20 protein-coding genes and 1 pseudogene are annotated in these 24,895 nt (G+C 70.1%); 16 read left to right on the top strand and 5 right to left on the bottom strand.

The features are described from left to right. Positions 1–12 precede the first annotated feature (12 nt). Together QQY66_RS19205 and QQY66_RS19200 are read left to right on the top strand one after the other, a co-directional pair. Positions 13–597 carry a hypothetical protein gene (locus tag QQY66_RS19205; RefSeq protein WP_301981574.1) on the top strand — a complete coding sequence of 195 codons (585 nt, stop codon included), beginning with the start codon at positions 13–15 and terminating at the stop codon, positions 595–597. 66 nt (positions 598–663) lie between these two features. After that, the gene (locus QQY66_RS19200; RefSeq protein WP_367667086.1) at positions 664–1,005 is read left to right on the top strand and encodes a zinc ribbon domain-containing protein; all 342 of its coding nucleotides are present in this window, start codon (positions 664–666) and stop codon (positions 1,003–1,005) included. 28 nt (positions 1,006–1,033) lie between these two features. Here QQY66_RS19200 and QQY66_RS19195 read toward each other — a convergent pair whose 3' ends face one another. Beyond that, complete coding sequence (locus QQY66_RS19195) at positions 1,034–2,512, bottom strand: diaminopimelate decarboxylase (protein ID WP_301981573.1); 1,479 nt, start codon at positions 2,510–2,512, stop codon at positions 1,034–1,036. 60 nt (positions 2,513–2,572) lie between these two features. On the opposite strand from QQY66_RS19195, the gene hutU reads away from it, so the two are divergent. The 4 genes and pseudogenes from hutU to hutI all read left to right on the top strand — a co-directional run bounded on the left by hutU (position 2,573) and on the right by hutI (position 8,250). Beyond that, the gene (gene hutU / locus QQY66_RS19190) at positions 2,573–4,237 is read left to right on the top strand and encodes a urocanate hydratase (RefSeq protein WP_301981572.1); all 1,665 of its coding nucleotides are present in this window, start codon (positions 2,573–2,575) and stop codon (positions 4,235–4,237) included. Positions 4,238–4,482: 245 nt separating this feature from the next. Next, on the top strand, positions 4,483–5,685 hold the full coding sequence (locus QQY66_RS19185) for an allantoate amidohydrolase (RefSeq protein WP_301987398.1): 1,203 nt from the start codon (positions 4,483–4,485) through the stop codon (positions 5,683–5,685). Continuing rightward, positions 5,682–7,042, top strand: a pseudogene (locus QQY66_RS19180) (formimidoylglutamate deiminase). The gene QQY66_RS19185 and the pseudogene QQY66_RS19180 overlap by 4 nt, the downstream one beginning before the upstream one ends. A gap of 32 nt (positions 7,043–7,074) precedes the next feature. Then, on the top strand, positions 7,075–8,250 hold the full coding sequence (gene hutI / locus QQY66_RS19175; protein ID WP_301981571.1) for an imidazolonepropionase: 1,176 nt from the start codon (positions 7,075–7,077) through the stop codon (positions 8,248–8,250). A gap of 7 nt (positions 8,251–8,257) precedes the next feature. Here hutI and QQY66_RS19170 read toward each other — a convergent pair whose 3' ends face one another. Together QQY66_RS19170 and QQY66_RS19165 are read right to left on the bottom strand one after the other, a co-directional pair. Then, positions 8,258–9,769, bottom strand: a complete 1,512-nt coding sequence (locus tag QQY66_RS19170; protein ID WP_301981570.1) for an RICIN domain-containing protein — start codon at positions 9,767–9,769, stop codon at positions 8,258–8,260. A gap of 215 nt (positions 9,770–9,984) precedes the next feature. Then, positions 9,985–10,899: an RNA polymerase sigma factor SigF gene (locus tag QQY66_RS19165; protein ID WP_301981569.1), complete on the bottom strand. Its 915-nt coding sequence runs from the start codon at positions 10,897–10,899 to the stop codon at positions 9,985–9,987. Positions 10,900–11,151: 252 nt separating this feature from the next. Here QQY66_RS19165 and QQY66_RS19160 point away from each other — a divergent pair, with 252 nt between their 5' ends. The 8 genes from QQY66_RS19160 (at position 11,152) to QQY66_RS19125 (ending at position 19,868) form a co-directional block, all read left to right on the top strand. After that, the gene (locus tag QQY66_RS19160) at positions 11,152–11,529 is read left to right on the top strand and encodes an STAS domain-containing protein (protein WP_301981568.1); all 378 of its coding nucleotides are present in this window, start codon (positions 11,152–11,154) and stop codon (positions 11,527–11,529) included. 203 nt (positions 11,530–11,732) lie between these two features. Beyond that, positions 11,733–12,254, top strand: coding sequence for an ATP-binding protein (locus QQY66_RS19155; RefSeq protein WP_301981567.1), 522 nt, complete (start codon positions 11,733–11,735; stop codon positions 12,252–12,254). A gap of 193 nt (positions 12,255–12,447) precedes the next feature. Then, entirely contained in the window at positions 12,448–13,131 is a 684-nt protein-coding gene (locus QQY66_RS19150) for an LPXTG cell wall anchor domain-containing protein (protein ID WP_301981566.1), read from the top strand. 88 nt (positions 13,132–13,219) lie between these two features. Further along, positions 13,220–14,077 carry a hypothetical protein gene (locus QQY66_RS19145; RefSeq protein WP_301981565.1) on the top strand — a complete coding sequence of 286 codons (858 nt, stop codon included), beginning with the start codon at positions 13,220–13,222 and terminating at the stop codon, positions 14,075–14,077. Next, positions 14,074–15,153 (top strand): hypothetical protein, encoded by a 1,080-nt coding sequence (locus tag QQY66_RS19140; protein ID WP_301981564.1) that lies wholly within the window; start codon positions 14,074–14,076, stop codon positions 15,151–15,153. Before QQY66_RS19145 ends, QQY66_RS19140 begins: the two co-directional genes overlap by 4 nt. Before the next feature lie 62 nt (positions 15,154–15,215). After that, positions 15,216–16,553, top strand: coding sequence for a hypothetical protein (locus tag QQY66_RS19135; RefSeq protein WP_301987396.1), 1,338 nt, complete (start codon positions 15,216–15,218; stop codon positions 16,551–16,553). Between the two features lie 1,017 nt (positions 16,554–17,570). Next, on the top strand, positions 17,571–19,064 hold the full coding sequence (locus QQY66_RS19130; RefSeq protein ID WP_367666977.1) for an ISL3 family transposase: 1,494 nt from the start codon (positions 17,571–17,573) through the stop codon (positions 19,062–19,064). 54 nt (positions 19,065–19,118) lie between these two features. Next, on the top strand, positions 19,119–19,868 hold the full coding sequence (locus QQY66_RS19125; RefSeq protein WP_301981562.1) for a class I SAM-dependent methyltransferase: 750 nt from the start codon (positions 19,119–19,121) through the stop codon (positions 19,866–19,868). Between the two features lie 265 nt (positions 19,869–20,133). On the opposite strand, the gene QQY66_RS19120 is transcribed toward QQY66_RS19125, so the two are convergent. Further along, on the bottom strand, positions 20,134–21,672 hold the full coding sequence (locus tag QQY66_RS19120) for a peptide MFS transporter (protein ID WP_301981561.1): 1,539 nt from the start codon (positions 21,670–21,672) through the stop codon (positions 20,134–20,136). A gap of 381 nt (positions 21,673–22,053) precedes the next feature. Here QQY66_RS19120 and QQY66_RS19115 point away from each other — a divergent pair, with 381 nt between their 5' ends. Beyond that, positions 22,054–22,731: a response regulator transcription factor gene (locus QQY66_RS19115; protein WP_055614806.1), complete on the top strand. Its 678-nt coding sequence runs from the start codon at positions 22,054–22,056 to the stop codon at positions 22,729–22,731. A gap of 84 nt (positions 22,732–22,815) precedes the next feature. Then, positions 22,816–24,087, top strand: a complete 1,272-nt coding sequence (locus QQY66_RS19110; RefSeq protein ID WP_301981560.1) for an ATP-binding protein — start codon at positions 22,816–22,818, stop codon at positions 24,085–24,087. Positions 24,088–24,215: 128 nt separating this feature from the next. On the opposite strand, the gene QQY66_RS19105 is transcribed toward QQY66_RS19110, so the two are convergent. Continuing rightward, complete coding sequence (locus tag QQY66_RS19105) at positions 24,216–24,779, bottom strand: GtrA family protein (RefSeq protein ID WP_301981559.1); 564 nt, start codon at positions 24,777–24,779, stop codon at positions 24,216–24,218. Positions 24,780–24,895 lie beyond the last annotated feature (116 nt).

Below are 24,895 nucleotides of genomic sequence, written 5' to 3'. Positions count from 1 at the left end.
AGGAGGCGGGAAGTGTCACGCGGAGGTCAGGGGCTGGCTCGGGTGGCCGTCGTCGTACGGGCCGGAGCGGCACCCATGTGGTGGCTGGGTGTGGTGGCGGCAGGCATCGGGATCCTGGTGCCGGGGCTGACGGGACGGCGGATCGGCGTGCTCGCCGGGGCCGCGCTGTTCATCGTGGGGATGGCCGTGGTGGCTAGGGGCCGGCGCAAGCGGTACGTCGCCCTCGCTCACTCCGCCGCCCGCGCGGGCAAGCACGACGTACTCCAGGACCGGCATGTGACGGTACGGAACTGGCGGCGCGGACACCGCTGGTGGCTGCTGCTTTCCTTCCTCGCCGCGCTCGGCAGCGCGTTCGCCGTGCCGGTCGCGGGCGGGCTGCTGCTGGCCGGGTGCGGGGGCGGGCTGTGGCTGAAGGCGGCGTGGCTCGGGCGGCGCGAGCGGGCGGGGGACGCGCTGCTGTGGGTGCGGGTCGACTGGCTGGGCGGCAACGGTGGGGGTCCGGTCGGCAAGACCGTGAAGGCCTACCGCAGCACCGGCATCGCGGCGGGCGACGCGGCCCCGGGTGGGGCGCGTCGCCGTGACGCTGCGCTGGCCTAGAGCCACTACAGCTGGTCATTCGCCCAGTTGGGAGCGTTCGTCGCGGACAAGGCCCGCCGGGCGGGGGTGCCGGTGGTGCACGTCGATCCGGCGTACACCTCGCGTACCTGCGCCGAGTGCGGGCACGTAGACAGGGCGAACCGGGTCTCGCAGGCCTGGTTCGCGTGCCGGAGCTGCGGATTCGTTGATCACGCAGACCGATGGGGGCACCGCCCGCTCGAGCGAAGCCGAGAGTGGGGGAGGCTCCCGCAACATCCGCGCCCGTGCGTGGGAGTTGTGGCGACGCGGGGCCCAGTCGACGGCCCCGGCCTCACGCCGCGTCAGCGGAGTGGGGCTGGACGCAAACGCAGCATCACCGCCAGTGATGCCCGTTGTGCAAGCCCGGTGCTTTTAGCGCCCGGGTGTTGACCAAGGCGATGTCGGGAGCGGCAGCCACTCAAGGGCGCCCGGGCGTGCGAAGGGTGGTGAGAGCGGACGCGTGCGCCCCTCCTGATTCGGCCACGATCTCTTCGAGGCTCTGCGGCTCCCGCACCGTCGCGAAGGCGACACCCCCGGAGCCGTCCGGCGCGAAGCCGTAAATCCCGGGCCGGGCAAGGGAGTTGTACGCGTAGTGGTGCGCGAAGTAGTACGCGCCCGTGTCCAGCGCCGCCGCGTAGTCGCCCTGCTCCAGCAGGGGCAGCGCACGCCCCTCGGCGAGCAGATCACCCGAGAAGCACGCCGGACCGGCCACGTCCTGCACCACCTCGGGCCCCTCCTTGGGCCGCCCCTTCCCGTCGTATGCCGCGATCCTGAGCGGCCACGACTCCGGCACATACACCGTCCGCGCTGCCACCTGCACGCCCGCGTGCGTGACCGCCACCGGCCGCCCGCCCGCGCTCTTGGCGTACTCGACCCGCGCCACCACCGTCCCGTGCTTGGCCAGCAACGACCGCCCGAACTCGGTCACCAGCCCGTACCGCCCGTCGAACAGCCCCGGCACCTCCTCCCGCAGTGCCCGCGCGTACTGCGCGTACGTCGGCGTCGTCGCGTCCGAGGCGAAGTTCACCGGCAGCCCGCCGCCGATGTCGATCGTGTCGATCTGTGGCCGCCCGATCCGCCGGTTGATCTCCTCGGCGAGTGCGAACGTCTCCGCGGTGCCCCGCGCCATCAGCGACAGCGGGATGCCCTGCGACCCGGTGTGCGCATGCAGCCGCGTCAGCCACGGGCGCACGGCATACGCCCGTACGACCCACTCCCGCGCCCCCTCGTCCCGCAGCGCCACCCCGAACTTCGAGGTCGCCGTCGCCGTGGAGGTCGCCTCGATGGAACCTCCGCCGACCTGCGGATTCACCCGGATCCCCAGGGGCGAGCGGCTGATCGCGGACTTCATCAGCCCGTCGATACGGTCCAGCTCCTGCGGATTGTCCGCGTTGACGGCGATCCCCAGCGCCAGCGCCTCGCGCAGCTCGGCCGGGGTCTTCGCGGGCGAGTCCAGCACCGTCCGGTCCGGCGACAGCCCCGCCGCCCGCGCAAGCGCCAGCTCCCCCGGGCTCGCGACTTCCGCGCCGATCCCCTCGTCCCGCAGCAGCCGCAGCACCGGCACCAGAGGGGTCGCCTTCACCGCGAAGGCGTGCAGCACCGGCGTCCCCGGCGCCACGACCGCGTCGAACGCGGCCCGCAGCTCGGCCGCCGACTCACGGATGCCGGTGACGTCGAGAAGCCCGACGATGGGAGCGTCCGGGCCGAGCAGCCCCTGCTCCACGGCCGCGCGGACCGCCTCGTCGCGGCGTGTGGTCCTGTCGAGGCCGCTCTCCTGGTGGTCGTTGACGTTGTTCACGGCATCCCCCGTCGTGTCGATGTCTGTGCCCCTGTATCCAGCCAAACATCGGTGACCTACCCGCGCCGAGGCAACCATGTATTGACTAGTTCTATTCATGAAGCCAGGATGTGAATAACGACAGCAACAGTCCGCAGTACACCCGCTAGGAGGCAGACCATGTCAGGACCCCGCCCCGTACGAGCCCCGCGCGGTACGGAACTGAGTGCCCTGGGATGGCAGCAGGAAGCCGCCCTGCGGATGCTGCAGAACAACCTCGACCCCGAGGTCGCCGAGCACCCCGACAAGCTCGTCGTCTACGGCGGCACCGGCAAGGCCGCCCGCGACTGGCGCTCCTTCGACGCGATGGTGCGGACGCTCAAGTCCCTCAAGCAGGACGAGACCATGCTCGTCCAGTCCGGCCGCCCCGTCGGCGTCATGCAGACCCACGAGTGGGCCCCGCGCGTCCTCATCGCCAACTCCAACCTCGTCGGCGACTGGGCGAACTGGGAGGAGTTCCGGCGCCTGGAGCAGCTGGGGCTGACCATGTACGGCCAGATGACCGCCGGCTCCTGGATCTACATCGGCACGCAGGGGATCCTCCAGGGCACCTACGAGACCTTCGCCGCCGTCGCCGCGAAGAAGTTCGGCGGGACGCTGGCGGGGACGATCACGCTCACTGCCGGGCTCGGCGGCATGGGTGGCGCCCAGCCGCTCGCCGTGACCATGAACGACGGTGTCGCGATCTGCATCGACTGCGACCCGCGCGCCATCGAGCGGCGGATCGAGCACCGGTATCTCGACGTACGCGCCGACTCCCTGGAGCACGCCCTCCAGCTCGCCGTCGAGGCCCGTGACGCCCGGCGTCCGCTCTCCATCGGCCTGCTCGGCAACGCGGCGGAGCTGCTGCCGCGGATGCTCGCCGAGAGCGCCCCCATCGACATCGTGACGGACCAGACGTCCGCGCACGATCCGCTGTCGTACCTGCCGCTCGGCGTCGACTTCGACGACATGGCGGCCTACGCCGCGAAGGACCCCGCCGGTTTCACGACCCGTGCGCGTGAGTCCATGGCCCGTCATGTCGAGGCCATGGTCGGCTTCATGGACGCCGGTGCGGAGGTCTTCGACTACGGCAACTCGATCCGTGGCGAGGCCCAACTCGCCGGGTACGAGCGGGCGTTCGCCTTCCCCGGATTCGTCCCCGCTTACATCCGCCCCCTCTTCTGCGAGGGCAAGGGCCCCTTCCGCTGGGCCGCGCTGTCCGGTGAGGCGTCCGACATCGCCAAGACCGACAAGGCGATCCTCGACCTCTTCCCCGAGAACGAGTCCCTTCACCGCTGGATCAAGATGGCCGGTGAGCGTGTCCACTTCCAGGGGCTGCCCGCGCGTATCTGCTGGCTCGGGTACGGCGAGCGGGACAAGGCCGGTGAGCGGTTCAACGACATGGTGGCGAGCGGTGAGCTGGCCGCGCCGCTGGCGATCGGGCGGGATCACCTCGACTGCGGGTCCGTTGCGTCTCCGTACCGGGAGACCGAGGCGATGCTGGACGGCTCCGACGCGATTGCCGACTGGCCGTTGTTGAACGCGATGGTGAACGTGGCTTCGGGTGCGTCCTGGGTGTCCATTCACCATGGGGGCGGGGTTGGTATGGGGCGGTCGATCCATGCCGGGCAGGTGACGGTTGCCGACGGTACGAAGCTGGGTGGCGAGAAGATCCGGCGCGTCCTCACCAACGACCCGGGCATGGGCGTCATTCGGCATGTGGACGCCGGGTACGACATCGCGGAGTCGGTCGCGGACGAGCGCGGTGTACGGGTGCCTATGCGCGAAGGTGACGACGCGTGAACCAGCGTGAACGCGAGCACGGCAACTCCTCGGTGGGGGCGGATGTCTCGTCGCCGACTGCGGGTCCGGCTGTGCCCACCCTCCCCCACTCTCAACTTCGTTCGAGCGGGGGGACCCCCATCGCCCTGCGGAACGACTGCCCACAGCCTGGCGGGGCTGCCGGACAGTCCGGCCGGCTTGAGGGCTCGCAGCCTGTGCGGGCTGGCGGCTCGCAGCCGGTGTCGACTGGCGGCTCCTTTCAGGAGATGTGGCGGGAGTTGCTGCCCGTCGGCCGTCATCCCGACTCCCGCGGGTACCGGCGCTTTGCCTGGACCGGTGCTGATGTCGAGTGTCGGGAGTGGTTTCGGGCGCAGGCTGAGGCACGTGGGCTGGCGTATGAGCTCGACCGCAACGGTAACCAGTGGGCCTGGCTCGGGGACCCGGCCCCAGGGGACGCCGTCGTCACCGGGTCGCATCTTGATTCGGTGCCCGATGGTGGGGCCTATGACGGGCCTCTTGGGGTCGTGTCCTCCTTCGCCGCGCTCGATGAACTGCGTCGGCGCGGCGCCCGGTTCACCAAGCCCCTCGCCATCGTCAACTTCGGCGATGAGGAGGGCGCGCGGTTCGGGCTGGCCTGTGTCGGGTCCCGGCTGGCCGCCGGGCAGCTCACCGTCGAGCAGGCGCATCGGCTGACCGATGGGGACGGGGTGACGCTGCCGCGGGCCATGGAGGCCGCCGGGTACGACCCGGAGGCCATCGGGCCGGACCCCGAGCGGCTCGCTCGTATCGGCGCGTTCGTCGAGCTGCATGTCGAGCAGGGGCGGGCACTGGACCTCAGCGGCGATCGGGTCGGGATCGCCAGTGCCATCTGGCCGCACGGGCGGTGGCGGTTCGACTTCCGGGGTGAGGCCAACCATGCCGGGACCACGCGGCTGGTGGACCGGCGTGACCCCATGCTGTCGTACGCCGAGACCGTGCTTGCCGCCCGCAGGGAGGCTCAACTCGCCGGTGCTGTCGCCACCTTCGGCAAGATCGTGGTCGAGCCGAACGGGGTGAATGCGATTCCCTCGTTGGTGCGTGGCTGGCTCGACTCCCGTGCCGCCGACCAGGAAAGCCTGGACGCCGTGGTCGGCGGCGTCGAGAAGGCAGCCCGCGAGTACGCCGACGCGCACGGCACCGACCTCGACGTCGTACGGGAGTCCTTCACACCCGTCGTCGAGTTCGACCACGCCCTGCGCGACGAACTCGGCCGCATCCTCGGCAAGGACACCGACTTGAAGGTGCCCGTGCTGGGTACCGGGGCGGGACACGACGCCGGGATCCTCTCCGGGACCATCCCGACCGCCATGCTGTTCGTGCGCAACCCCACGGGCGTCTCGCACTCCCCGGCCGAGTTCGCGGCAGAGGACGACTGCGTGGCCGGGGTGACCGCACTCGCCGACGTACTGGAAGGGCTGGCCTGCAGGTGACACCGAAGACCTACTGGCTGGAGCACGCCTGGCTCGACACCCATGTCGAGCCAGGCGTCGCTCTCACGGTAAACATCAGCGGCTCCGCCGCGGGCGCCGACGGGCGGATCACCGCCGTCCGCCAGGGCATCGACACCCCGCCCCCCGGCGCCGACATCCTGCGCGGACTCACCCTCCCCGGGCTCGCCAACGCCCACAGCCACGCCTTCCACCGTGCCCTGCGCGGCACCGTCCAGGTCGGCTCCGGCACCTTCTGGACCTGGCGCGAGGTCATGTACTCGTTCGCCGACCGGCTGACCCCGGACAGTTACCACGCGCTGGCCCGTGCCGTGTACGCCGAGATGGCACTCGCCGGCATCACGTCCGTCGGTGAGTTCCACTACGTGCACCACGCCCCCGGCGGCACCCCCTACGCCGACCCCAACGCCATGGGCGAAGCCCTCATCGCGGCAGCCGCCGACGCCGGCATCCGGATCACCCTCCTCGACACCGCCTACCTTTCCTCCGGCTTCGGACAGCCGCCCAACACCCACCAGCTCCGCTTCTCCGACGGCAGCGCGGACGCCTGGGCAGAACGCTGTTCAGTTCTCAAGGAACGGGATCACGCGCGGATCGGTGCGGCGATTCACTCCGTACGGGCCGTGCCCGCCGACCAGTTGGCGACCGTGGCGCGGTGGGCGGAGGAGCGGCGGGCCCCGCTCCATGTGCACCTGTCCGAGCAGACCGCCGAGAACGACGCCTGCCGTCAGGCCCACGGGTGCACGCCCACCCAGCTCCTCGCCGAGCACGGTGTCCTCGGGCCACGCACCACCGGCGTGCACAACACCCACCTCACCGACGAGGACATCCGGCTGCTCGGCGCCGGCACCACCGGCACCTGCATGTGCCCGACCACCGAGCGGGACCTGGCCGACGGCATCGGGCCCGCCGCCGCCCTGCAGAAGGCCGGCTCCCCGCTCTGTCTCGGCTCCGACAGCCATGCCGTCATCGACCTGCTCGAAGAGGCACGCGCGATGGAGCTGAACGAGCGGCTGCGCACCCGCACCCGCGGTCACTGGACGGCCGCCGCTTTGCTGCGCGCCGCCTCCGCCGACGGTCACGCAGCCCTCGGCTGGGGGAGGCGGGCACCATCGAGACGGGCGCTCTCGCCGACCTCACGACGATCGCCCTCGACTCGGTCAGAACAGCGGGGCCGCTGCCCAGGCTCGGCGCCGAGGCAGCCGTATTCGCCGCGACGGCAGCGGACGTACGGCACACGATCGTCGGCGGGCGGCACGTCGTACGAGACGGGGCGCACGCCCTCGTACCCGATGTGCCGCAAGCTCTCGCGCAGGCAGTCGATGCCCTCCGCGCCTGACGGCCGCCGACCCCAGCACCCACGAGGACGCCATGAGCAGCAGCACCGCCATCACCAACATCGCCACGCTGGTCACCAACAACCCCTCCCTCGGTGACAGAACTCCCCTCGGTCTGATCCAGGACGCGGCCGTCGTCATCGACGGCGACCGCATCGCGTGGACCGGTGAATCAAGCAAAGCACCCGCCACTGACAATCGGGTCGACGCCGGCGGCCGGGCCGTCCTCCCCGGCTTCGTCGACTCCCACTCCCACCTCGTCTTCGCGGGCGACCGGACCGCCGAGTTCAACGCCCGGATGTCCGGCCGGTCCTACAGCGCGGGCGGCATCCGTACGACCGTCGCCGCCACCCGTGCCGCGAGCGACGCGGAACTCGAGGCGAACCTCACCCGTTACCTCGACGAGGCCCTCCGCCAGGGCACCACCACCTTCGAGACCAAGTCGGGTTACGGCCTGACCGTCGAGGACGAGTCCCGCGCCCTGCGCATCGCCGCCGCGCACACGGACGAGGTCACCTTCCTCGGCGCCCACATCGTCTCGCCGGACCACGCCGACGACCCGGCCGCGTATGTCGCCCTGGTCACCGGCGAGATGCTCGACGCCTGTGCTCCGTACGCCCGTTGGATCGACGTCTTCTGCGAGAAGGGCGCCTTCGACGGCGACCAGGCCCGCACGATCCTCACGGCCGGCAAGGCGAAGGGCCTGCACCCACGCGTCCACGCCAACCAACTCACCTACGGCCCCGGCGTCCAACTCGCGGTCGAACTCGACGCCGCCAGCGCCGACCACTGCACCCACCTCACGGACGCGGACGTCGACGCCCTCGCAGGCAGCGCCACCGTCGCCACGCTCCTCCCCGGCGCCGAGTTCTCCACCCGCGCCCAGTGGCCGAACGCCCGCCGCCTCCTGGACGCGGGCGTCACCGTCGCCCTCTCCACCGACTGCAACCCGGGCTCGTCCTTCACCTCCTCCGTCCCCTTCTGCATCGCCCTCGCGGTACGGGACATGGGGATGACACCGGACGAGGCGGTCTGGTCGGCCACGGCAGGCGGCGCGGCAGCCCTCCGCCGCGACGACATCGGCCACCTGACCCCGGGCGCCCGGGCCGACCTCACCCTCCTCGACGCCCCGAGCCACGTCCACCTGGCCTACCGGCCGGGCGTCCCACTGGTCTCCGGCGTCTGGCGCAGGGGCGAGCGGCTGGTCTGAGAACCGTTCACCGCGCCCCCGCCCGCCACCGCTGCTCCGCACCCCCGCTCACCGCCACCAGCCCCACACCCTCGCCCCCGTCCGGCGTCACCGCCGTCTCGACCGCGATCGCCGGACGGATCACCCCGTCACCGCCCACCGCGAACTTCAGGTTCTGCCCGTTGCTCCCGTCCACCGACACGCACTCCCAGATGCCCACGCCCTTGTCGGTGGCGCCCCGGCTGTCCAGGCAGTACTCGGGGTCGGCATACGACTGGACGACACCCCGTCCCGTGTCCACCCGCCACCGCTGCGTAGGGGACGCACCGCACGGCGCCGTGATGACATCCGTGCCCATCTCCATCACCCCGTGGCGGATGTCCAGGCACAGCCCCGACGCCGCGTTCACCACCTGGGCGTACGCATCGCCCGGCGGTTCATACGTCGGTGAGGGCGAGGGTGACTTCGGCGGCTTCGAAGGCTTCGAACTCGGTGAAGAAGAGGGCGATGGGGACGGTGACTTGGAGGTCACCGAGGGGGAAGGAGACGGGCTCACCGGGACCGTCGCCGTGACCGTCACCGGCGGCGCACTCGACGGTGTGGTGACCGAGCCCGCCGCGCCCACGGACGACGACCCGTCCGGCGACAACAAGTAGACCAACAGCGGCACCAGGGCCACGCCCAGGACCGCCGAGGCCACCGCGAAGCGGCGGGACTGGGGCCAAGTACCCGCAGCCGTACGGCCGTTGCTCCTCGGCTCGCTCGTGTCGCTGAGGACGTACGCCGTCCCCGCCCACGGCAGCAGCCCCTCCGCCAGCGCCGTGCGCGGGGTGTCACGCAGCGCCGACAGTTCCTCGAACGCGGCCGTGCAGTGCGGACAGTGGGCCATGTGGGCCTGCAGATCGGCGCTGTCGCGTGGGCTGTCCGGCCGTACCGCCTCCTCGATGAGGCGGCGGAAGTCCGCGCAGCGCGGGTCGTCCGAGGCGGCGAGGCGGGTGCGCAGACAGGCCTGGGCGAGTTGCTGGAGGGCGGGGGCCGTGCCGTATGTCACGTCGGCGCGGGTGAGGCCGAGCAGCGCGGCGGTGCGCTCGTCGGGTTCGCGCTCCACCACCGCGTACCAGATCAGGCCCTGCGTGCGGGAGGGGAGCGTCTGGAACGCCGGGAGCATCGAGGGGACCGGCGCGGCCGTGTTCAGCACCAGCAGCAGGCCCGCGTCCAGCCCCGCCGCCCGCTCGTCCCCGGCCCACGACGCGGCGACCTGCCCGGCCAGCAGCAGGAGCCGGTGCCGCCAGGGCACGCTCGGGTCGGTGCCGCGTGCCGTCTCGCGGGCGGCGAGCGTGAAGGCCTGGGCGGCGAGTTGCCGGGCCGTCGACTCGCTGGTCGTGCAGAGGCGGGCGTAGGCGAGGACGGAAGGGCGGTGGCGTTCGCGCAGTTCCTGCAGCGCCGGGTAAGCGGTCGGGGTGTCGGCGCGCAGCAGTTCGGTCAGCCGCGCGTCGGATGCCCCGGAATGCACGCCGTTCCCTGTGTCGCCCTGCGCCATCCCTGGCCCCTCCTCGCCTCCCACTCCTGACGTACCGGCCAGTTTGGGGTGCCCATAGTGACGGAGGGAGACCTTTGGGGAAAGTTGTATCTCCGGGTAACCGAGATCAGCAACCGAAATGAAGCAACCGAAATGAAGCAACCGAAATGAAGCAACCGAAATGAGAAGCGGCCCGGGCCAGTTGGCCGGACCGCGCTCTCACGTCTACGACTCGGTCACTCCTCGACCGTCAGCCCCTTCCGCAGCCGCACCAGCGTCCGCGACAGCAGCCGTGACACATGCATCTGCGAGATCCCCAGCTCGTCGCCGATCTCCGACTGGGTCAGGCCCGCGACGAAGCGCAGCGAGAGGATCTTCCGGTCTCTGGACGGCAGTTCGGCGATCAGCGGCTTCAACGACTCGACATACTCGATGCCTTCGAGCCCGTGGTCCTCGTAGCCGATCCGGTCCGCGAGCGCGCCCTCGGCGTCGTCCTCCTCCGGCTGGGCGTCGAGCGAGCTGGCGGTGTAGGCGTTGGACGCCGCCATGCCCTCGACGACCTCGTCCTTCGACAGACCGAGCCGCTCCGCCAGCTCCGCGACCGTGGGGGCGCGGTCGAACTTCTGGGCCAGCTCGTCACCGGCCTTGGCCAGGTCGAGCCGGAGTTCCTGCAGTCGGCGCGGTACGCGCACGGACCACGAGGTGTCGCGGAAGAAGCGCTTGATCTCGCCGACGATGGTCGGCATCGCGAAGGTGGGGAACTCCACACCGCGGCTCAGCTCGAAGCGGTCGATCGCCTTGATCAGGCCGATGGTGCCGACCTGGATGATGTCCTCCATCGGCTCGCTGCGGGAGCGAAAGCGGGAGGCGGCGAACTTGACCAGCGCGAGGTTGAGTTCGACGAGCGTGTTACGGACGTACGAGTATTCGTGCGTGCCTTCCTCCAGCGACTCCAGCCGCTCGAAGAGGGTCTTGGACAGGGCCCGCGCGTCCACCGGCCCCACCTCGTCGTACGGGGGGATGTCCGGAAGACCGGCGAGCAGGTCGTCCTGCTCCGGGGGTACGTCCGTGTCCGCGATGGGATCCAGATGTTCCGAGGGGGATGTCGACGTCGCTGTATGGGTATGCGATGCGTCGAGCCGGGGTGACATGATGTCCTCCATCGTTCTCGGCATATGGCTGCCGAAGCCTGTGCGTGCACTGCGGTGTGCGGCGCCTCCAAAGCCGGCCGTGTTTGGTTTCGTGTCTCTACTAGCCCTACCCGGTTTACCGAGCCTCCCGCAAGTGCGTTCTGTGGGGAAATGTCCGATTCTGGGCGGATGTTCGGGTGTCGGAGGGCGTAGGGAAGGCGTAGTGTTCGAGGGCGTCAGTCAGCAGTCACGACGTCGGGAGAGAGAGACGGCATGGACCGCGGCACGGTCGGCAGCGCACAGTCTGGCCGGCTTTTGGTGGAGGTCAGGGAAGAGGGCCCCAGTGCCGTCGTGACCCCGGCGGGTGAGCTGGATCACCACACCGCCGATTTGTTGCGTGAGCCACTCGAAGAGTGTCTGGCCAAAGGATTCAGCAGGCTGGTCGTCGACTGCTCGCGTCTGGAGTTCTGCGACTCGACCGGGCTCAATGTGCTCCTCGGTGCGCGACTCAAGGCGGAGGCCGCCGGAGGTGGCGTACATCTCGCCGGGATGCTGCCCGTGGTGGCGCGTGTGTTCGAAATCACGGGGGCCGAAGCGGTCTTCACCGTGCATGACTCGATCGAGGCGGCCCTGGCCGACCCGACCGGCTGAATCGGCCGGTATGAGCGCCCCGCCCGCCCCTTCGGGACCGGCGGTTTCGGGGCGTCGCACCCTCCGCACCGCCGCTGTGGCTGAAGACGGGGGTGTTCCCCCGGTCCGGCAGGGCAGGAGAAACGCGTACTGCCCGTACAGCCGTACTGACCTTGTAGTGACTTTTGAATCGTGAACTGGTGAATCGGTGAGGTGAAGCGCTGATGAGCACCACCCGGCCCCACTCGCCGGGCGACCGCGGCCGTGAGCCGAGCGGCGCGGAGGCCTCCGGCGTTTCCGGGGTGCCCGAGGAGGGCGCGTCCGTGCCGTCTGCCGGGCGTCAGGTCCGTCGGCTCAGCTTCGGCGGCGAGAGTGGGGTTGTTCCGCTGGCGCGCGACTTCACTCGGCAGGCGTTGTATGCGTGGGGCTGGATGCCGGCCGCTACCGCGGATCAGCGGGCGGCGGCTGAGGATGTGCTGCTTGTTGTGTCCGAGTTGGTCACCAATGCGTGTCTGCATGCCGAAGGGCCGGACGAGTTGTGGATCGCGTGTGACAACAAGGTGATCCGGGTCGAGGTGTCGGATCGGGGGGCGGGGCAGCCGTCGCCCCGGACTCCGCATCGTGCGGGGCGGCCGGGTGGGCATGGGATGTTCATCGTGCAGCGGCTTTGTCTGGACTGGGGGGTTGTACGGACTCCGGGCGTCGCGGGTAAGACCGTCTGGGCCGAGTTGGGCGCGCCCGCCTAATCGCCGTAGGGCTTCGGTTGTCGCGTGGCTGCGGGTTCTTCGTGGCTGGTCGCGCAGTTCCCCGCGCCCCTAACGGGGCGCTTTCGCTTCGGCACATTTCCAACACCTCCTTTGTCTTCCCTCCTTTCACGGCCGGGCGTACCTTGACGGCTCGATCTGATGTGCCGTCAGGAACTTGAGAGGGAGCGGAATCGTGTCGTACCGGAAACGAACCGCCGCGCTCGCGTCCGTCGCGGCCCTGGCCGGCTCGGCGGTGCTGATGGCCGCCCCCGCAGCCCGGGCCGAGGTCGTGGACGTGAACTACCAGTGCAAGACACCGATCGGGGACAAGAGTGCCGTCTCGCCGATCGACATCAAGGGCGTCAAGAGCGGCAGCGGCTACAAGATCACGATGTCGTGGCAGAAGGGTGTCTCGTCCAGCCCGGTCGAACTGGGCAAGGGCGCGATGAACCCGAGCGCCACCATCAAGCTGGGCGGTGCCGACAGCGGCACGATGAACGTCACCGGGCCCGCCAACCAGGAAGCCATCCCCGCCGACACCCCGATCAAGATCAGTGACTTGACGGGCACCTACACCCCGAAGAAGACCGGCAAGGTCACCTTCACGGCAGGGATCCTCACCATCAAGGCGCTCGGTACGACGACGACCTGCACGCCGTCCAACAGCCCCGGCCCCTCCCTGACCCTCGACGTCACGGCCGCCGCGGGCGCCTCCGGCTCCACCCAGTCCGGCTCCGGCTCCGACTCAGGCTCCGAACTCCCGCAGACCGGCCCCGAGGACTCGGCCATCGCCCTCGGCACCCTCGGCGGCACGGTGCTGCTGACCGGGGCGGCCGGTGTGCTGTGGCTGACACGGAGGAATCAGACGGCGCGCTGACCGCCGTCTGTGCCGTACGCCCGCCCGTCGCCCGACCGCCACCCCTCAACGAGGCGCTGCGCGCCGCCCCTTTGGGATGGAGCCGCCGATGTCGTCCGCCTTCCGTGTCCTGATCCTTGCCGTGCTGGTGTTGTCGGGTGCCGCCCCCGCCGCGTCCGCTGCCTCCTCCGCCGATGACTGGTCCCTCGCGCCCTCCGGCGGTGGGCGGCCGTCCTTCTACGCCGAGGGTGCGCCCGGGGCGGTCCTCCAGGACACGGTGTCCGTGATCAACCGGAGGGGGCAGCCGGTCACCGTGCGGCTGCGGGGGACCGGGGTCGCGGTCGCCTTCGCCGACGGGTCGGTGCGGGTGCCCGCTCGTACCCGCGCCGACGTTCCCTTCACGGTGAGCGTTCCGACGGGGGCCGCGCCCGGCGATCTGGCGGGCTCGATCGTCGCGGATGACGGCGACGGGCGGTCCAGGACGGTCGCGCTGCGGCTGCGGGCCGTCGGGCCGAAGCTCTCCGCGCTGACCGTCGAGCACGTGGCGGTGGGCGCCGACGGCATCTCGTACGAGCTGGTCAATCGCGGTACGACCGCCCTCGTGCCGACGCTCGCCGTCCGCGCCGACGGCGTCTTCGGCCGCCGCGTCCTCGACCGCGCCCCGCGCACCCTCCCCGTCGAACTGGCCCCCGGCCGCCGCATCGAACTCACCGAGCCCTGGCCCGACCGCCCTGCCCTCGACTCGGTGGACGTGCGACTGACGGTGACGGCGGCGGGCGGGGCGCGGGACGAGGCGGGGGCGTCGGTGTGGTGCGTGCCGTGGGGTGCGGTGGCAGGGGGACTGGCCGCTGGGGTGGCAGGCGCCGCGCCGGCAGTCGTACGACGTTGGCGGCGCCGTACGGCCGAAGACGGTGACGTGTCCGAATCCCCGCGTACGGAAGTCGAGTTGACGGGAGCGGTGACGTGAGGGGCAAGGTGCGGTTTCCGGTGCTGGTCGCGGTGCTGGTTGCGGTGCTCGCGCTGTTGCTGGCACCCTCGGCCGCGGCGGAGAAGCCCGCGGTCAAGCTGTCAAAGTCGCAGGCGGGGACCGGGGGTTCGATCACTGTCACCGGGAGCGGCTGGCGGGAGCGGGCGCTGCTGATGATCCTGATCTGCGGGCAGTCCGTGCCGTCCCGGGGCGTCGTCGGCGGGACCAACTCCTGTGCCAACGCGGACGGGAGGGCGGTGACGACGGACGGTGAGGGGCGGTTCGAGCGGAAACTGCCGGTCGCGGAGCCGCCCGTGCCGTGCCCGTGCGTGGTGCATGTCGCCACCGTGACCGGGGCGAAGGCGGAGGCCGACGCGATCTTCCAGGTCGCCGGGCATGCCGTGGAGCCGTTGCCCGCGGAGGCGGCCGGAGGCCGGCTGTCGGTGCTGACGGACACGCGGCTCGACGGGGCCGGCGGGCTGCTCACCTGGTTCGGGGCGCCGCCCACGCGCACGCTTGTCTTCACCGTCGGCAACGTCGGCACGTCCGCCATCAAGAACCCGGTCTTCCAGGTCGGCACCGCGCACGGCGTGTTCGCGCCCGAGTGGCAGGACCAGCAGTGGCGCGGCACCGTCGAGCCCGGCCGGAAGGCCCGTATCGAGCTGCCGGTCGAGCTGTCCGGCGGCGCGCACGGCGACTACACCGTGTCGCTGAAGTACGGCGGGAAGGTCCTCGCCGAGCAGCCCTGGGGCGTGGGCCGCCCGTGGGGCGTGACCCTGTTCTGGGTCCTGGTCTGCCTGGTCGTACCGGCGGCGGTGTTCCGCGTCGGGATGGCGGTGGTGGACCGGGTACGGCCGCGTCGCAGCACCGGCCGCGCACGCATTCGTATGCCCGAACTCATCTTTCGCCTCCCGAAGTTGAGCCCTTCGGAAGACGTTCCCTCCCCTGCCGCCTCGACCACCACCCTGCCGTGGTTCACCCCGGACTCCGATCCGGGCACGGCCGGTCCGCTCTCCGCACCGCACGACGACAGCCCGACGAGTCCTACGACTCCCACCAGGAAGGGACAGACGTGAGCAAGCCGAGGAGAGTCACACCGGCCCGCGGCCGCAGAACGGGTGCGGCGGGCGTCGCCATGATGCTGTGCGGCGCGGGCATCCTGATCGGCGTCGCCGCGACGCCCGCGCAGGCCGCCGAGGTGTCGTACGCGACCGAGTGCATCCCGCCGTCGATCTCGGGGCTGCCGCCGGTCCAGGGGACCACCAAGGTGGAGATCACCGCGCCCGCCGAGGCCAAGGTCGGCGACGAGGTCGAGATCACCTGGAAGTTCGTCCAGGCCGCCTCCAAGAACCCCGACATCCTCGACCTGGAGAAGGACACCGTCCAGCCGACCGGGACCCTCAAGGCGGCCGGCGCCCAGACCGGGGACATCGCGATGGAGGGCACGCGGACCAACCCGCCGATCCCCAAGAACAGCGACATGAAGCTGTCCGACATGAAGGGCAAGCTGAAGCTCACGGCGGCGGGTGAGGTGACGCTGACTCCGGACGCGTACAACATCAACGTCAACAAGCCGATCTCCACGGACACCAAGTGCTCGCCGAAGGAGACGGTGCAGAAGGCCGCGACCATCAAGGTGACGGACGGGGGCGGGAGTTCGGGCGGTACGACTGGAGGGTTGCCTACGGGGCTACCGACGCTGCCGACCGGTCTGCCGACGGGATCCTCATCGCCGTCGCCCAGTGAGAGCGAGACCGGCGGTGACGTCGGGGGCGGCTCCGGCACTGGCGGTTCCGACACCGGCGGCTCCAGCACGGGCGGAGGCGGTGGCCAGACCGACTTCACCGGCAAGGAGGTCCAGGTCCCGTACGAGTGCAAGACGCCGATCGGGGACAAGGAGGCGACCTCGCCGGTCCAGATCAACGCCAAGAAGAACGGCGGCAGTTTCGACCTCACCGTGCAGTTCAAGAAGTCCGTGATGGACAGCCCCGCCGACATCCCGGCCGACTCGGTCAAACCGTCCATGGAGGTGGCCCTGGGCGGCGCCGACACCGGCACGGTCCATGTCGAGGGCCCCACCAACGCCGAGCCCATCAAGTCCGGCGACCCGATCGAGATCCCGGACCTCACCGGCACGTACAAGCCGGGCGCGAGCGGTGAGACGACGCTGTCACCGGGCGTCCTGACCGTCGAGGCCCTGGGCACGACGACGACATGCACGCCGACCAAGTCGGAGGTCTCCCTCACCCTGGACACGACAGAACAGGCAAGCGGCGCTTCGGGCGGCGGCTCGGGCTCCGGCGGTTCCGGTTCCGGTTCGGCTTCCGGCGGCGGTTCGTCGTCGACGGATGGTGGCCTGGCCGCCACCGGCTCCGACGACCACAGCACGCTGAAGGCCCTGGGGTTGGTGGCGGGGACCGCTGTGTTGCTGGGCGGTGCGGTGTTCACGTTCATGCCGGGGTGGCGTTTGCGGTGAGGGGGAGTGAAGGGGGTATCGGCAGCTAACGGCACGGCAGCTAACGGCATCTAACGGCACCCTTGCTGGTGATGTGGCCGTGGGGCCGCCCGCTTCTTTGGCAGTGTCGTGCTTCCGCGAGCCGAGTAAAGGGCGCTCCGCTGCGCTACGCGTCGGCTGCGCCGATGGCCCTCCGGGCCACCCTTGACTCGGCTCGCTCCAGCACGGGTTGGAAGCGAGCGGGCGGCCCGGAGAGGTGGGTGGCCGGGTCGGCTCCGTGTCGGGTGGGTGGAGCGGCTGGCCGGGGTGGCGGGGCGCGGTTGCGTCTCGCCTGCACGCCGGGTGGGTTTGGCGGCGTGCGGTCGGGGGGGGTGGGGCGTGTGGGCGGGGTGGTGGCACGCCGGGCCGGCTTGGCGGCTGACGGTGAGTGGGTGGGGCGCGTCAGTCGGGTGGCGGCACGTCGGGTGGGTTTGGCGGTGTGCGGTCGGGGGGTGGGGTGGTGGCACGCCGGGCCGGCTTGGCGGCTGACGGTGAGTGGGTGGGGCGCGTCAGTCGGGTGGCGGCACGTCGGTGGGCTTAGCGGCCAACGGCCGGTGGGGGCTGGGGTGCGCGCCGGCGGAGGGGCGGCACGCCGGGTCGGCTCGGCGGCAGACGGCAGGTGCGGGGCGGGCGGAGCTGTGCGGGGCGTGGGGTGTCCGGCGGGCGATAGGCGGCGCCACATTTGTCACACCGGCCCCGCACGTTTGGCTTTGACCGTGAATGCTGGGCTCTGGCACAGATCTTGGGGACCGGTCGCGGAGCGTCACCCCGGTGTTCGATTGCGAGGGGTTGGATTCGCGTGAGACCGCGTACGCCTTGTCGTCTGGCAGGCGAAAGTGACGCTCCGTCAGGTCTCTGCTCGTATCCGCCGTGGTCGGCTGTGGGCGGTGACGGTGCTGGTCATGCTGGCCGATGCATCGTTTTGGGACTCTCTCGTGTTCGACGGGATCGACGACGTGGACGTCGAGGCGGTGACCGCTGCCTTCGGCAACGGTCGATGTGGTGGCGAGAGGCCGGGCGGCCGGGGCAGCCTGTCCGGACTGCGGTCGCTTCTCGGACCGAGTGCACGACTGCTATCAGCGCAGAGTGAAGGATCTCCCGCTCAGTGAGCAGAGCGTCGTGATCTGGTTGACGGTCCGGCGTTTCATCTGCGGAGCGGCGGATTGCCCGCGCCGCACGTTCGCCGAGCTGTTCACCCAGTTGACCGCCCCGTACGCGCGGTTCACGACTCGGCTCAACCACACCCTGGAGCGCATCGGGCTCGCGCTGGCTGGACGGGCCGGCGCCCGGCTGGCCGCCCAACTGGGTCTCGATGCAGGGCGGATGACCTTGTTGCGCAGGGTCATGGCGCTGCCGGATCCGCAGTTCAGCACGCCGCGGGTGCTGGGTGTGGACGACTTCGCGATCCGCCGGGGGCAGACCTACTCCACCGTCTTGACTTGCGGAGAAACCCATCGCGTGGTCGATGTGCTCCCGACACGCGAATCAGGACCGCTGGCCGCATGGCTGACTGCCCACCCAGGCGTGGAGATCATCTGCCGGGACCGGGCGGGCGCCTACGCCGAGGGCGCCCGGCTCGGCGCCCCCGATGCCCTCCAGGTCGCCGACCGGTTTCACCTGTGGCAGGGCCTCGGCCGGGCCGTGGAGACCTGCGTCGCCGCTCACAGGGAGTGCTTACGAGCACCGGCACCACTCAAGCTGGCGAGCGCCGGCACTCCGCCGGACGGCTCGGAGCCTGCCGACCGGGAGCCGGTCGGCAGACGGGCTCAGCGCAAGAAGGCTGCGCATGCCCTGGTCCACGAGTTGCTCGCGCAGGGCTACTCGCGCCGGGCGATCGCCCGGCACCTGGGCTGGGGGCTCAACACCGTGCTGCGCTACGCGCGCGCCGCGCACTGGCAGGACACCCTCCGCGAGAACCGCCCCCGGCCCAGCAGGCTGGACGCCTACAAGCCCTATCTGGACAGGCGGTTCGCCGCGGGCTGCTCGAACGTCACCCTCCTGCACCGCGAACTCCTCGCCGAGAACGCCCCCGTCACCTATCAGATGGTCCGCGCCTACATCGCCACCCTGCGCGCCACCCCGCCGCAGGCGCAGCCTCCACCGCCGACGGTGCGGCAGGTGACCGGCTGGCTCACCCGTCACCCCACAGCCCTGAGCGAGGAAGACCGCGCCGCACTCAAGGGCGTACTGGCCCGCTGCCCCGAGTTGGACGCTGCCGCGGGGCACGTCCGCGACTTCGGCGAGATGATGGCCCACCGCCTCGGTCCCACGCTCCCTGCCTGGATCGACGCCGTTGACGCCAGTCAGCTGCCGGGCCTCACCAACTTCGCCCTCCACCTGCTCCGGGACCTCGACGCCGTGACAGCCGGACTCACCCAGCACTGGAGCTCCGGCGGCACCGAAGGCGCCGTGAACCGCATCAAAAAGATCAAAAGGCAACTCTACGGACGAGCGGGATTCGACCTGCTCCGCAAGATGATCCTGCTGCAGTGACCCACCCTCGATATTCGAGTGAACGCACGAAAGGGGCTGCGTAGGGTGACCGGCGTGGACCCAGCTGACTTCTACACCGGCATCGTCGCGGAGATCTACGGACCGCTGAAGTCCTTCTTCCAGGACCCCGAACCCTACGCAGCCTTCATTCAGCAAACCGGCATGCCCGCACTGGAGTTGGGGTGCGGAGACGGTGATCCGCTGCTCGAGCTACGCCGACGCGGCCTGGACGTCGACGGCGTCGACTCCTCCGCCGACATGCTGGAGCGGCTCCGACGCCGGGCAGACGAACAAGACATCCGTGCCACCGTGTTCCACCAGCGCATGGAGGCATTGAACCTGCCCCGCCGCTACCGGGCGATCTTCCTCGCCGGGCCGACCTTCACCCTGCTCCCCGACGACGCCACAGCCCTCGCCGCCCTGCGCGGCATCCGCGCTCACCTGGCTGAGGGCGGCACCGCCCTGGTGCCCCTGTTCACCCCCGCATCGACCCCCACCGAACAGATCGGCCGAGTGCGCACAGCCGCCACACCCGACGGCGCCGAGCTCCGGGTATCCGTCGTCGCCGAGCAACGCGACGAGACAGCGCGGACACAGACGACGCTTCTACGCTACGAACGGCACCACGGCTCAGACAGCACCATCGAAGAGCGCCCGTGGATTATGCATTGGTACACCCGGGACCAGTTCGAGAAGCTGGCCACGACCGTCGGCCTGGCCGTGACCGCGGTCACCGATTCGGACGGCAAACCAGCCTCTGCTGATGGCACCGACCTGCTGCACTTCCGACTCCAAACCACCTGACCGCCTCGCCTCTCAGAAGGCCCGGGATCACCCTCCGCGACCAGTCCCCAAGATCTGTGCCAGAACCCACCAACTACCGACAGAACCACACGTTCCTCTCCCGGGGGGAATTGGGGGATCTGGGCCACTGGCGAGCAAGAGTTGCCAGCTCCGCGAGAGGTCAGGGTGGCTCAAACTTTCCAATTGAGGCCCGGCCGCCGCGGGTACGGCGGAGGCCGCCGCACCCAACCCGATGCGGCGGCCCTTCTGTGTGCGTCGGCAGACGTCAGTGCACGTCGCCCATCAGGGTCTTGACCTTTCGGCGGTACATCCACACCGCGAATCCGGCGAGGGCCGCGAGAGCTGCCTCTACGAAGACGGCGCCCTTGCCGCTCAGGTCGACGCCGGCGATGGCCGGGTTGGAGAGGAGGCTGGTGATGGAGTCGCCCGCGGTGACCGCGAGGAACCAGACGCCCATCATCTGGCTGGCGTACTTGGCCGGGGCCATCTTCGTCGTCACCGACAGGCCTACCGGCGACAGGCACAGCTCACCGACGGTCTGGATGAAGTAGATGCCCACCAGCCACATCGGGCTGACCGCCGTGCCGTTCGCCGCCATGCCGAGCGGGATCAGGAAGAAGAAGAACGAGACGCCGACCAGGACCAGGCCCATCGCGAACTTCACGATGGTGCTCGGCTCCTTGCCCTGGCGGTTCAGCCACACCCAGACGAAGGCGAAGACCGGGGCCAGCGCCATGATGAACAGCGGGTTCAGCGACTGGTACCAGGAGGACGGGAAGTCGAAGCCCAGCATCGAGCCGGACGCCTTGCCCTCACCGAACGCCTGGACGGTGGACGCGCCCTGGTCGTAGATCATCCAGAACACGGCGGCGGCGACGAAGAACCAGATGTAGGCGGTCATCTTCGACTGCTCGTTCGTCGAGAGGTCCTTGTCCCGCTTGATACGCAGCAGCACGCCCGCCGGGACGATGAGACCGATGATCGTGAGCGGGATCATCGCCCAGTTCAGGGTGAAGTGACCGGTGAAGCCGACCGCGCCGTAGAACACGGCCGCGACGATCACCCAGATCAGGCCCTTGCGCAGCCAGGCCGCGCGCTCCTCGGCCGCCAGCGGCTTCGGGACGACGCTGCTCTGCGGGCTCAGATTGCGCGTGCCGAGCAGGAACGCGGCCAGACCGATCGCCATGCCGACCGCGGCCATGCCGAAGCCGAGGTGCCAGTTGACCTCCTGGCCCACGGTGCCGATGGCCAGCGGGGCGAAGAAGGCACCGGCGTTGATGCCCATGTAGAAGATCGTGAAGCCGCCGTCGCGGCGCGGGTCCTCGGGGCCGTCGTACAGGTGGCCCACCATCGTGGAGATGTTGGCCTTGAGCAGACCCGAACCGGCCGCGACCAGGGCGAGGCCCGCGAAGAACGGCGCCTGGCCGCCGGGCAGCGCCAGCACGAGGTGGCCGGACATGATGGTGACGGCCGCGATGGCCACCGTCTTGCGCGGGCCCCAGACGCGGTCGCCGAGCCAGCCGCCGGGCATGGCGAGGAGGTAGACCATCGCCGAGTAGACAGAGACGATCACCGTCGTGGTGGCCACGTCCATGGCGAGGCCGCCGCCCATGCTGCTCTTGCCGGCGTCGGGGCCGCCGGACAGCAGGTAGACGGTGAGCAGGGCCTTCATGCCGTAGTAGGAGAACCGCTCCCACATCTCGGTCATGAAGAGAGTGGCCAGTCCGCGGGGGTGGCCGAAGAAGGTCTTCTCGGAACCGGGGGTGCCCGGGGTGGCCGAGTCCTTCGTCAGGCTGGAGGCCATGGTCGATCCTTGCTGATCGGGACGCGCTCGGAGGGTGCGATGCGCGCCCGGTGGGGGTCATCCCTTTCAAGGCTGGCGAGGGCCAGCCCGCACACAAAAGAGACCTTCAGCGTCAGATGCTTGCCAAAGGTCCCTGTGGTACTACAGGCGTTTGTTCACCATAAGGCAGGACACCGACGGATATGGAAGGACTTGAGACACGTATCACAGGTGTCGGTGGAGCCGCAGGCATATTTTCGAAGGCCATTGCCAGGGATCGCACCCTAGGGCCATAGGTTCGTAGCGATGTCGGGGCAAGGTAAGGATCGGTCCATGGGACGGTAAGAATCCGGCCTGCCGATCACACCCCGGCTCTTGTCATCCGCGGACTACCATCACCTCATGACCCGTGTACTGCTCGCCGAGGACGACGCGTCCATCTCGGAACCGCTGGCCCGCGCCCTGCGCCGGGAAGGTTACGAGGTCGAGGTGCGCGAGGACGGCCCCACCGCGCTCGACGCCGGCATCCAGGGCGGCATCGACCTGTGCGTGCTGGACCTGGGCCTGCCCGGCATGGACGGCCTGGAGGTGGCCCGTCGGCTGCGCGCCGAAGGCCACACCGTCCCGATCCTCATCCTGACCGCGCGCGCCGACGAGGTGGACACCGTCGTCGGTCTCGACGCGGGCGCCGACGACTACGTCACCAAGCCGTTCCGGCTCGCCGAACTGCTCGCCCGGGTCCGGGCCCTGCTGCGGCGCGGCGCCGCCGAGCCGCAGCAGCCGCCCGCCACGCACGGCGTGCGCATCGACGTCGAGTCGCACCGCGCGTGGATGGGCGAGGAGGAACTCCAGCTCACTGCCAAGGAGTTCGACCTGTTGCGGGTCCTCGTGCGGGACGCCGGGCGGGTCGTCACCCGCGACCAGCTGATGCGCGAGGTCTGGGACACCACCTGGTGGTCGTCGACCAAGACCCTCGACATGCACATCTCCTGGCTGCGCAAGAAGCTCGGCGACGACGCGGCGAACCCGCGGTACATCGCCACCGTGCGCGGCGTGGGCTTCCGCTTCGAGAAGAGCTGAGTCCGAGAAGTGCTGAGTCCGAGAAGTGCTGAGTCCGAGAAGTGCTGAGTCCGAGAAGTGCTGAGCAATGACTAGTACGGGTCCATGCGCCGTCGACTGATCCAGTCCACGCTCGCCGTGGTGCTCGTCGTGATCGCCGTCTTCGGTGTCTCCCTCGTGATCGTCGAGACCCGGACGATCAGCAGCACCGCGCAGGAGCGGGTGGACTCCGAGGCGGTCCGGCTGGCCAGCATCGTGGACAGCCGGCTGATCGCCACGGGGGCCGTCACGGCTGACATGCTGCGGGAACAGGTGCCGGCGGAGCGCTACGCGCAGGTCCGGATCCCGGGTGAGAAGCCCATCGAGATCGGCACCAAGCCGTCCGGCGACCCCATCAGCGCCACGCGCAAGGGCGAGCAGGGGGAGACGGTCGTCGTCCAGGAACCCCGTTCCGTGGTGACCCGTGAGGTCTGGCGGACGCTGCTGATCATCGCGGCCGTGGCGTTGCTGGCGGTGATCGCCGCGGTGCTGCTCGCCGTACGGCAGGCCAATCGGCTCGCTTCACCGCTGACGGATCTCGTCGAGACCGCCGAACGGCTCGGATCCGGGGATCCGCGGCCCCGGCACAAGCGGTACGGCGTCCCGGAGCTGGACCGGGTCGCCGACGTGCTGGACGGATCCGCCGAGCGGATCGCCCGCATGCTGACCGCGGAACGGCGACTGGCCGCCGACGCCTCGCATCAGCTCCGTACGCCGCTCACCGCGCTGTCCATGCGGCTGGAGGAGATCACCCTCACCGACGATCCGGACACCGTGAAGGAGGAGGCGACGATCGCGATCGCGCAGGTGGAGCGGCTTACGGATGTCGTCGAGCGGCTGCTGACGAACTCCCGTGACCCTCGTACCGGCTCCGCCGTCACCTTCGATCTCGACGAGGTCATTCAGCAGCAGCTCGCGGAGTGGCGGCCCGCGTACCGGAGTGCGGGGCGGGCGATCGTCAGCTCGGGCAAGCGGCATCTGCATGCGGTGGGTACGCCGGGGGCGGTCGCGCAGGTGCTGGCCGCGTTGATCGAGAACTCGCTGATGCATGGGGGCGGTACGGTCGCGCTGCGGACGCGGGTCACCGGGAATCAGGCGGTCGTCGAGGTGACGGACGAGGGGCCCGGGGTGCCTGCCGATCTTGGAGCGCGGATCTTTGAGCGGGCGATCAGTGGGCGGAACTCGACCGGGATCGGGTTGGCCGTGGCGCGGGATCTGGCGGAGGCGGATGGGGGGCGGCTGGAGATGCTGCAGGCTTCGCCGCCGGTGTTCGGGTTGTTTCTGTCTCGTACGGCTACGGAGAAGCCGGCGGGGGATTCGGAGCCGACGGTTCGGTAGCCGGGGGGGTGGGGTGCGGTGCCCGGGGTTTGCGTCGGCCGGGGGTGGGTCGCGCGGCCCGGCGTTTGCGGGGTGCCGCCTGCGCCCACCCGTGCCGCCCTAGGCGGCACGAATGCCCGCTGCTGGGCTTACCCGGAGCGGCGGCCTGCGCCCGCCGGTGCTGGGCGTTCCTCAGCCGTCGAGCCCTTGCGCTGTTCCGTCAGGAACGATTCCGCGTCGGAGACGGCCTCCCGGGCCGGGAGGGTCTTGAAGACCCAGGTGCGGTAGGACCAGAAGCGGAAGAGGGTGGCTATGCCGATGCCGAGGAACTTGAAGATGTTGGACTGGAGGGGGCTGTCCCAGTCGAAGCCGTAGGTGGCGGCGTAGAGGACGCCGTTCTCGATGACCAGGCCGACGGCGCTGAACAGCAGGAACAGGGTCAGTTCCTTCGTACGGCCGCCCTTGTCGCGGTCGCGGTACGTGAAGTAGCGGAACCCGACGTAGTTGAAGGCGATGGCCACCACCGTCGCGATGACGCTCGCCCGCACCACCTGGAGGTCGGTGACTTGCCGTACCAGGTTGAACACGAGCAGGTTGACCAGGAGCCCCGCGCCGCCCACCGCACCGAACTTGGCGATCTCACGTACCAGCAGGTCGATGCGCTGCCGTAGCGCTTGGGGGGCCGAATGAAGCCCCGAGGAACCATGTCCCATGGTCGTGCAGAGCCCCCATCGGTCGGACTACGTCAACTCAGCCATGCTAACCAGCCGCCTGCCCAAACGCCTGTGCGGCCGCACACACCCGTGGGAAAGGCAGAGGAAAGGCTTGG

The organism is Streptomyces sp. DG2A-72 (assembly GCF_030499575.1).
GTDB lineage: Bacteria > Actinomycetota > Actinomycetes > Streptomycetales > Streptomycetaceae > Streptomyces.
This window is presented reverse-complemented; position numbering and strand designations above follow the sequence as displayed.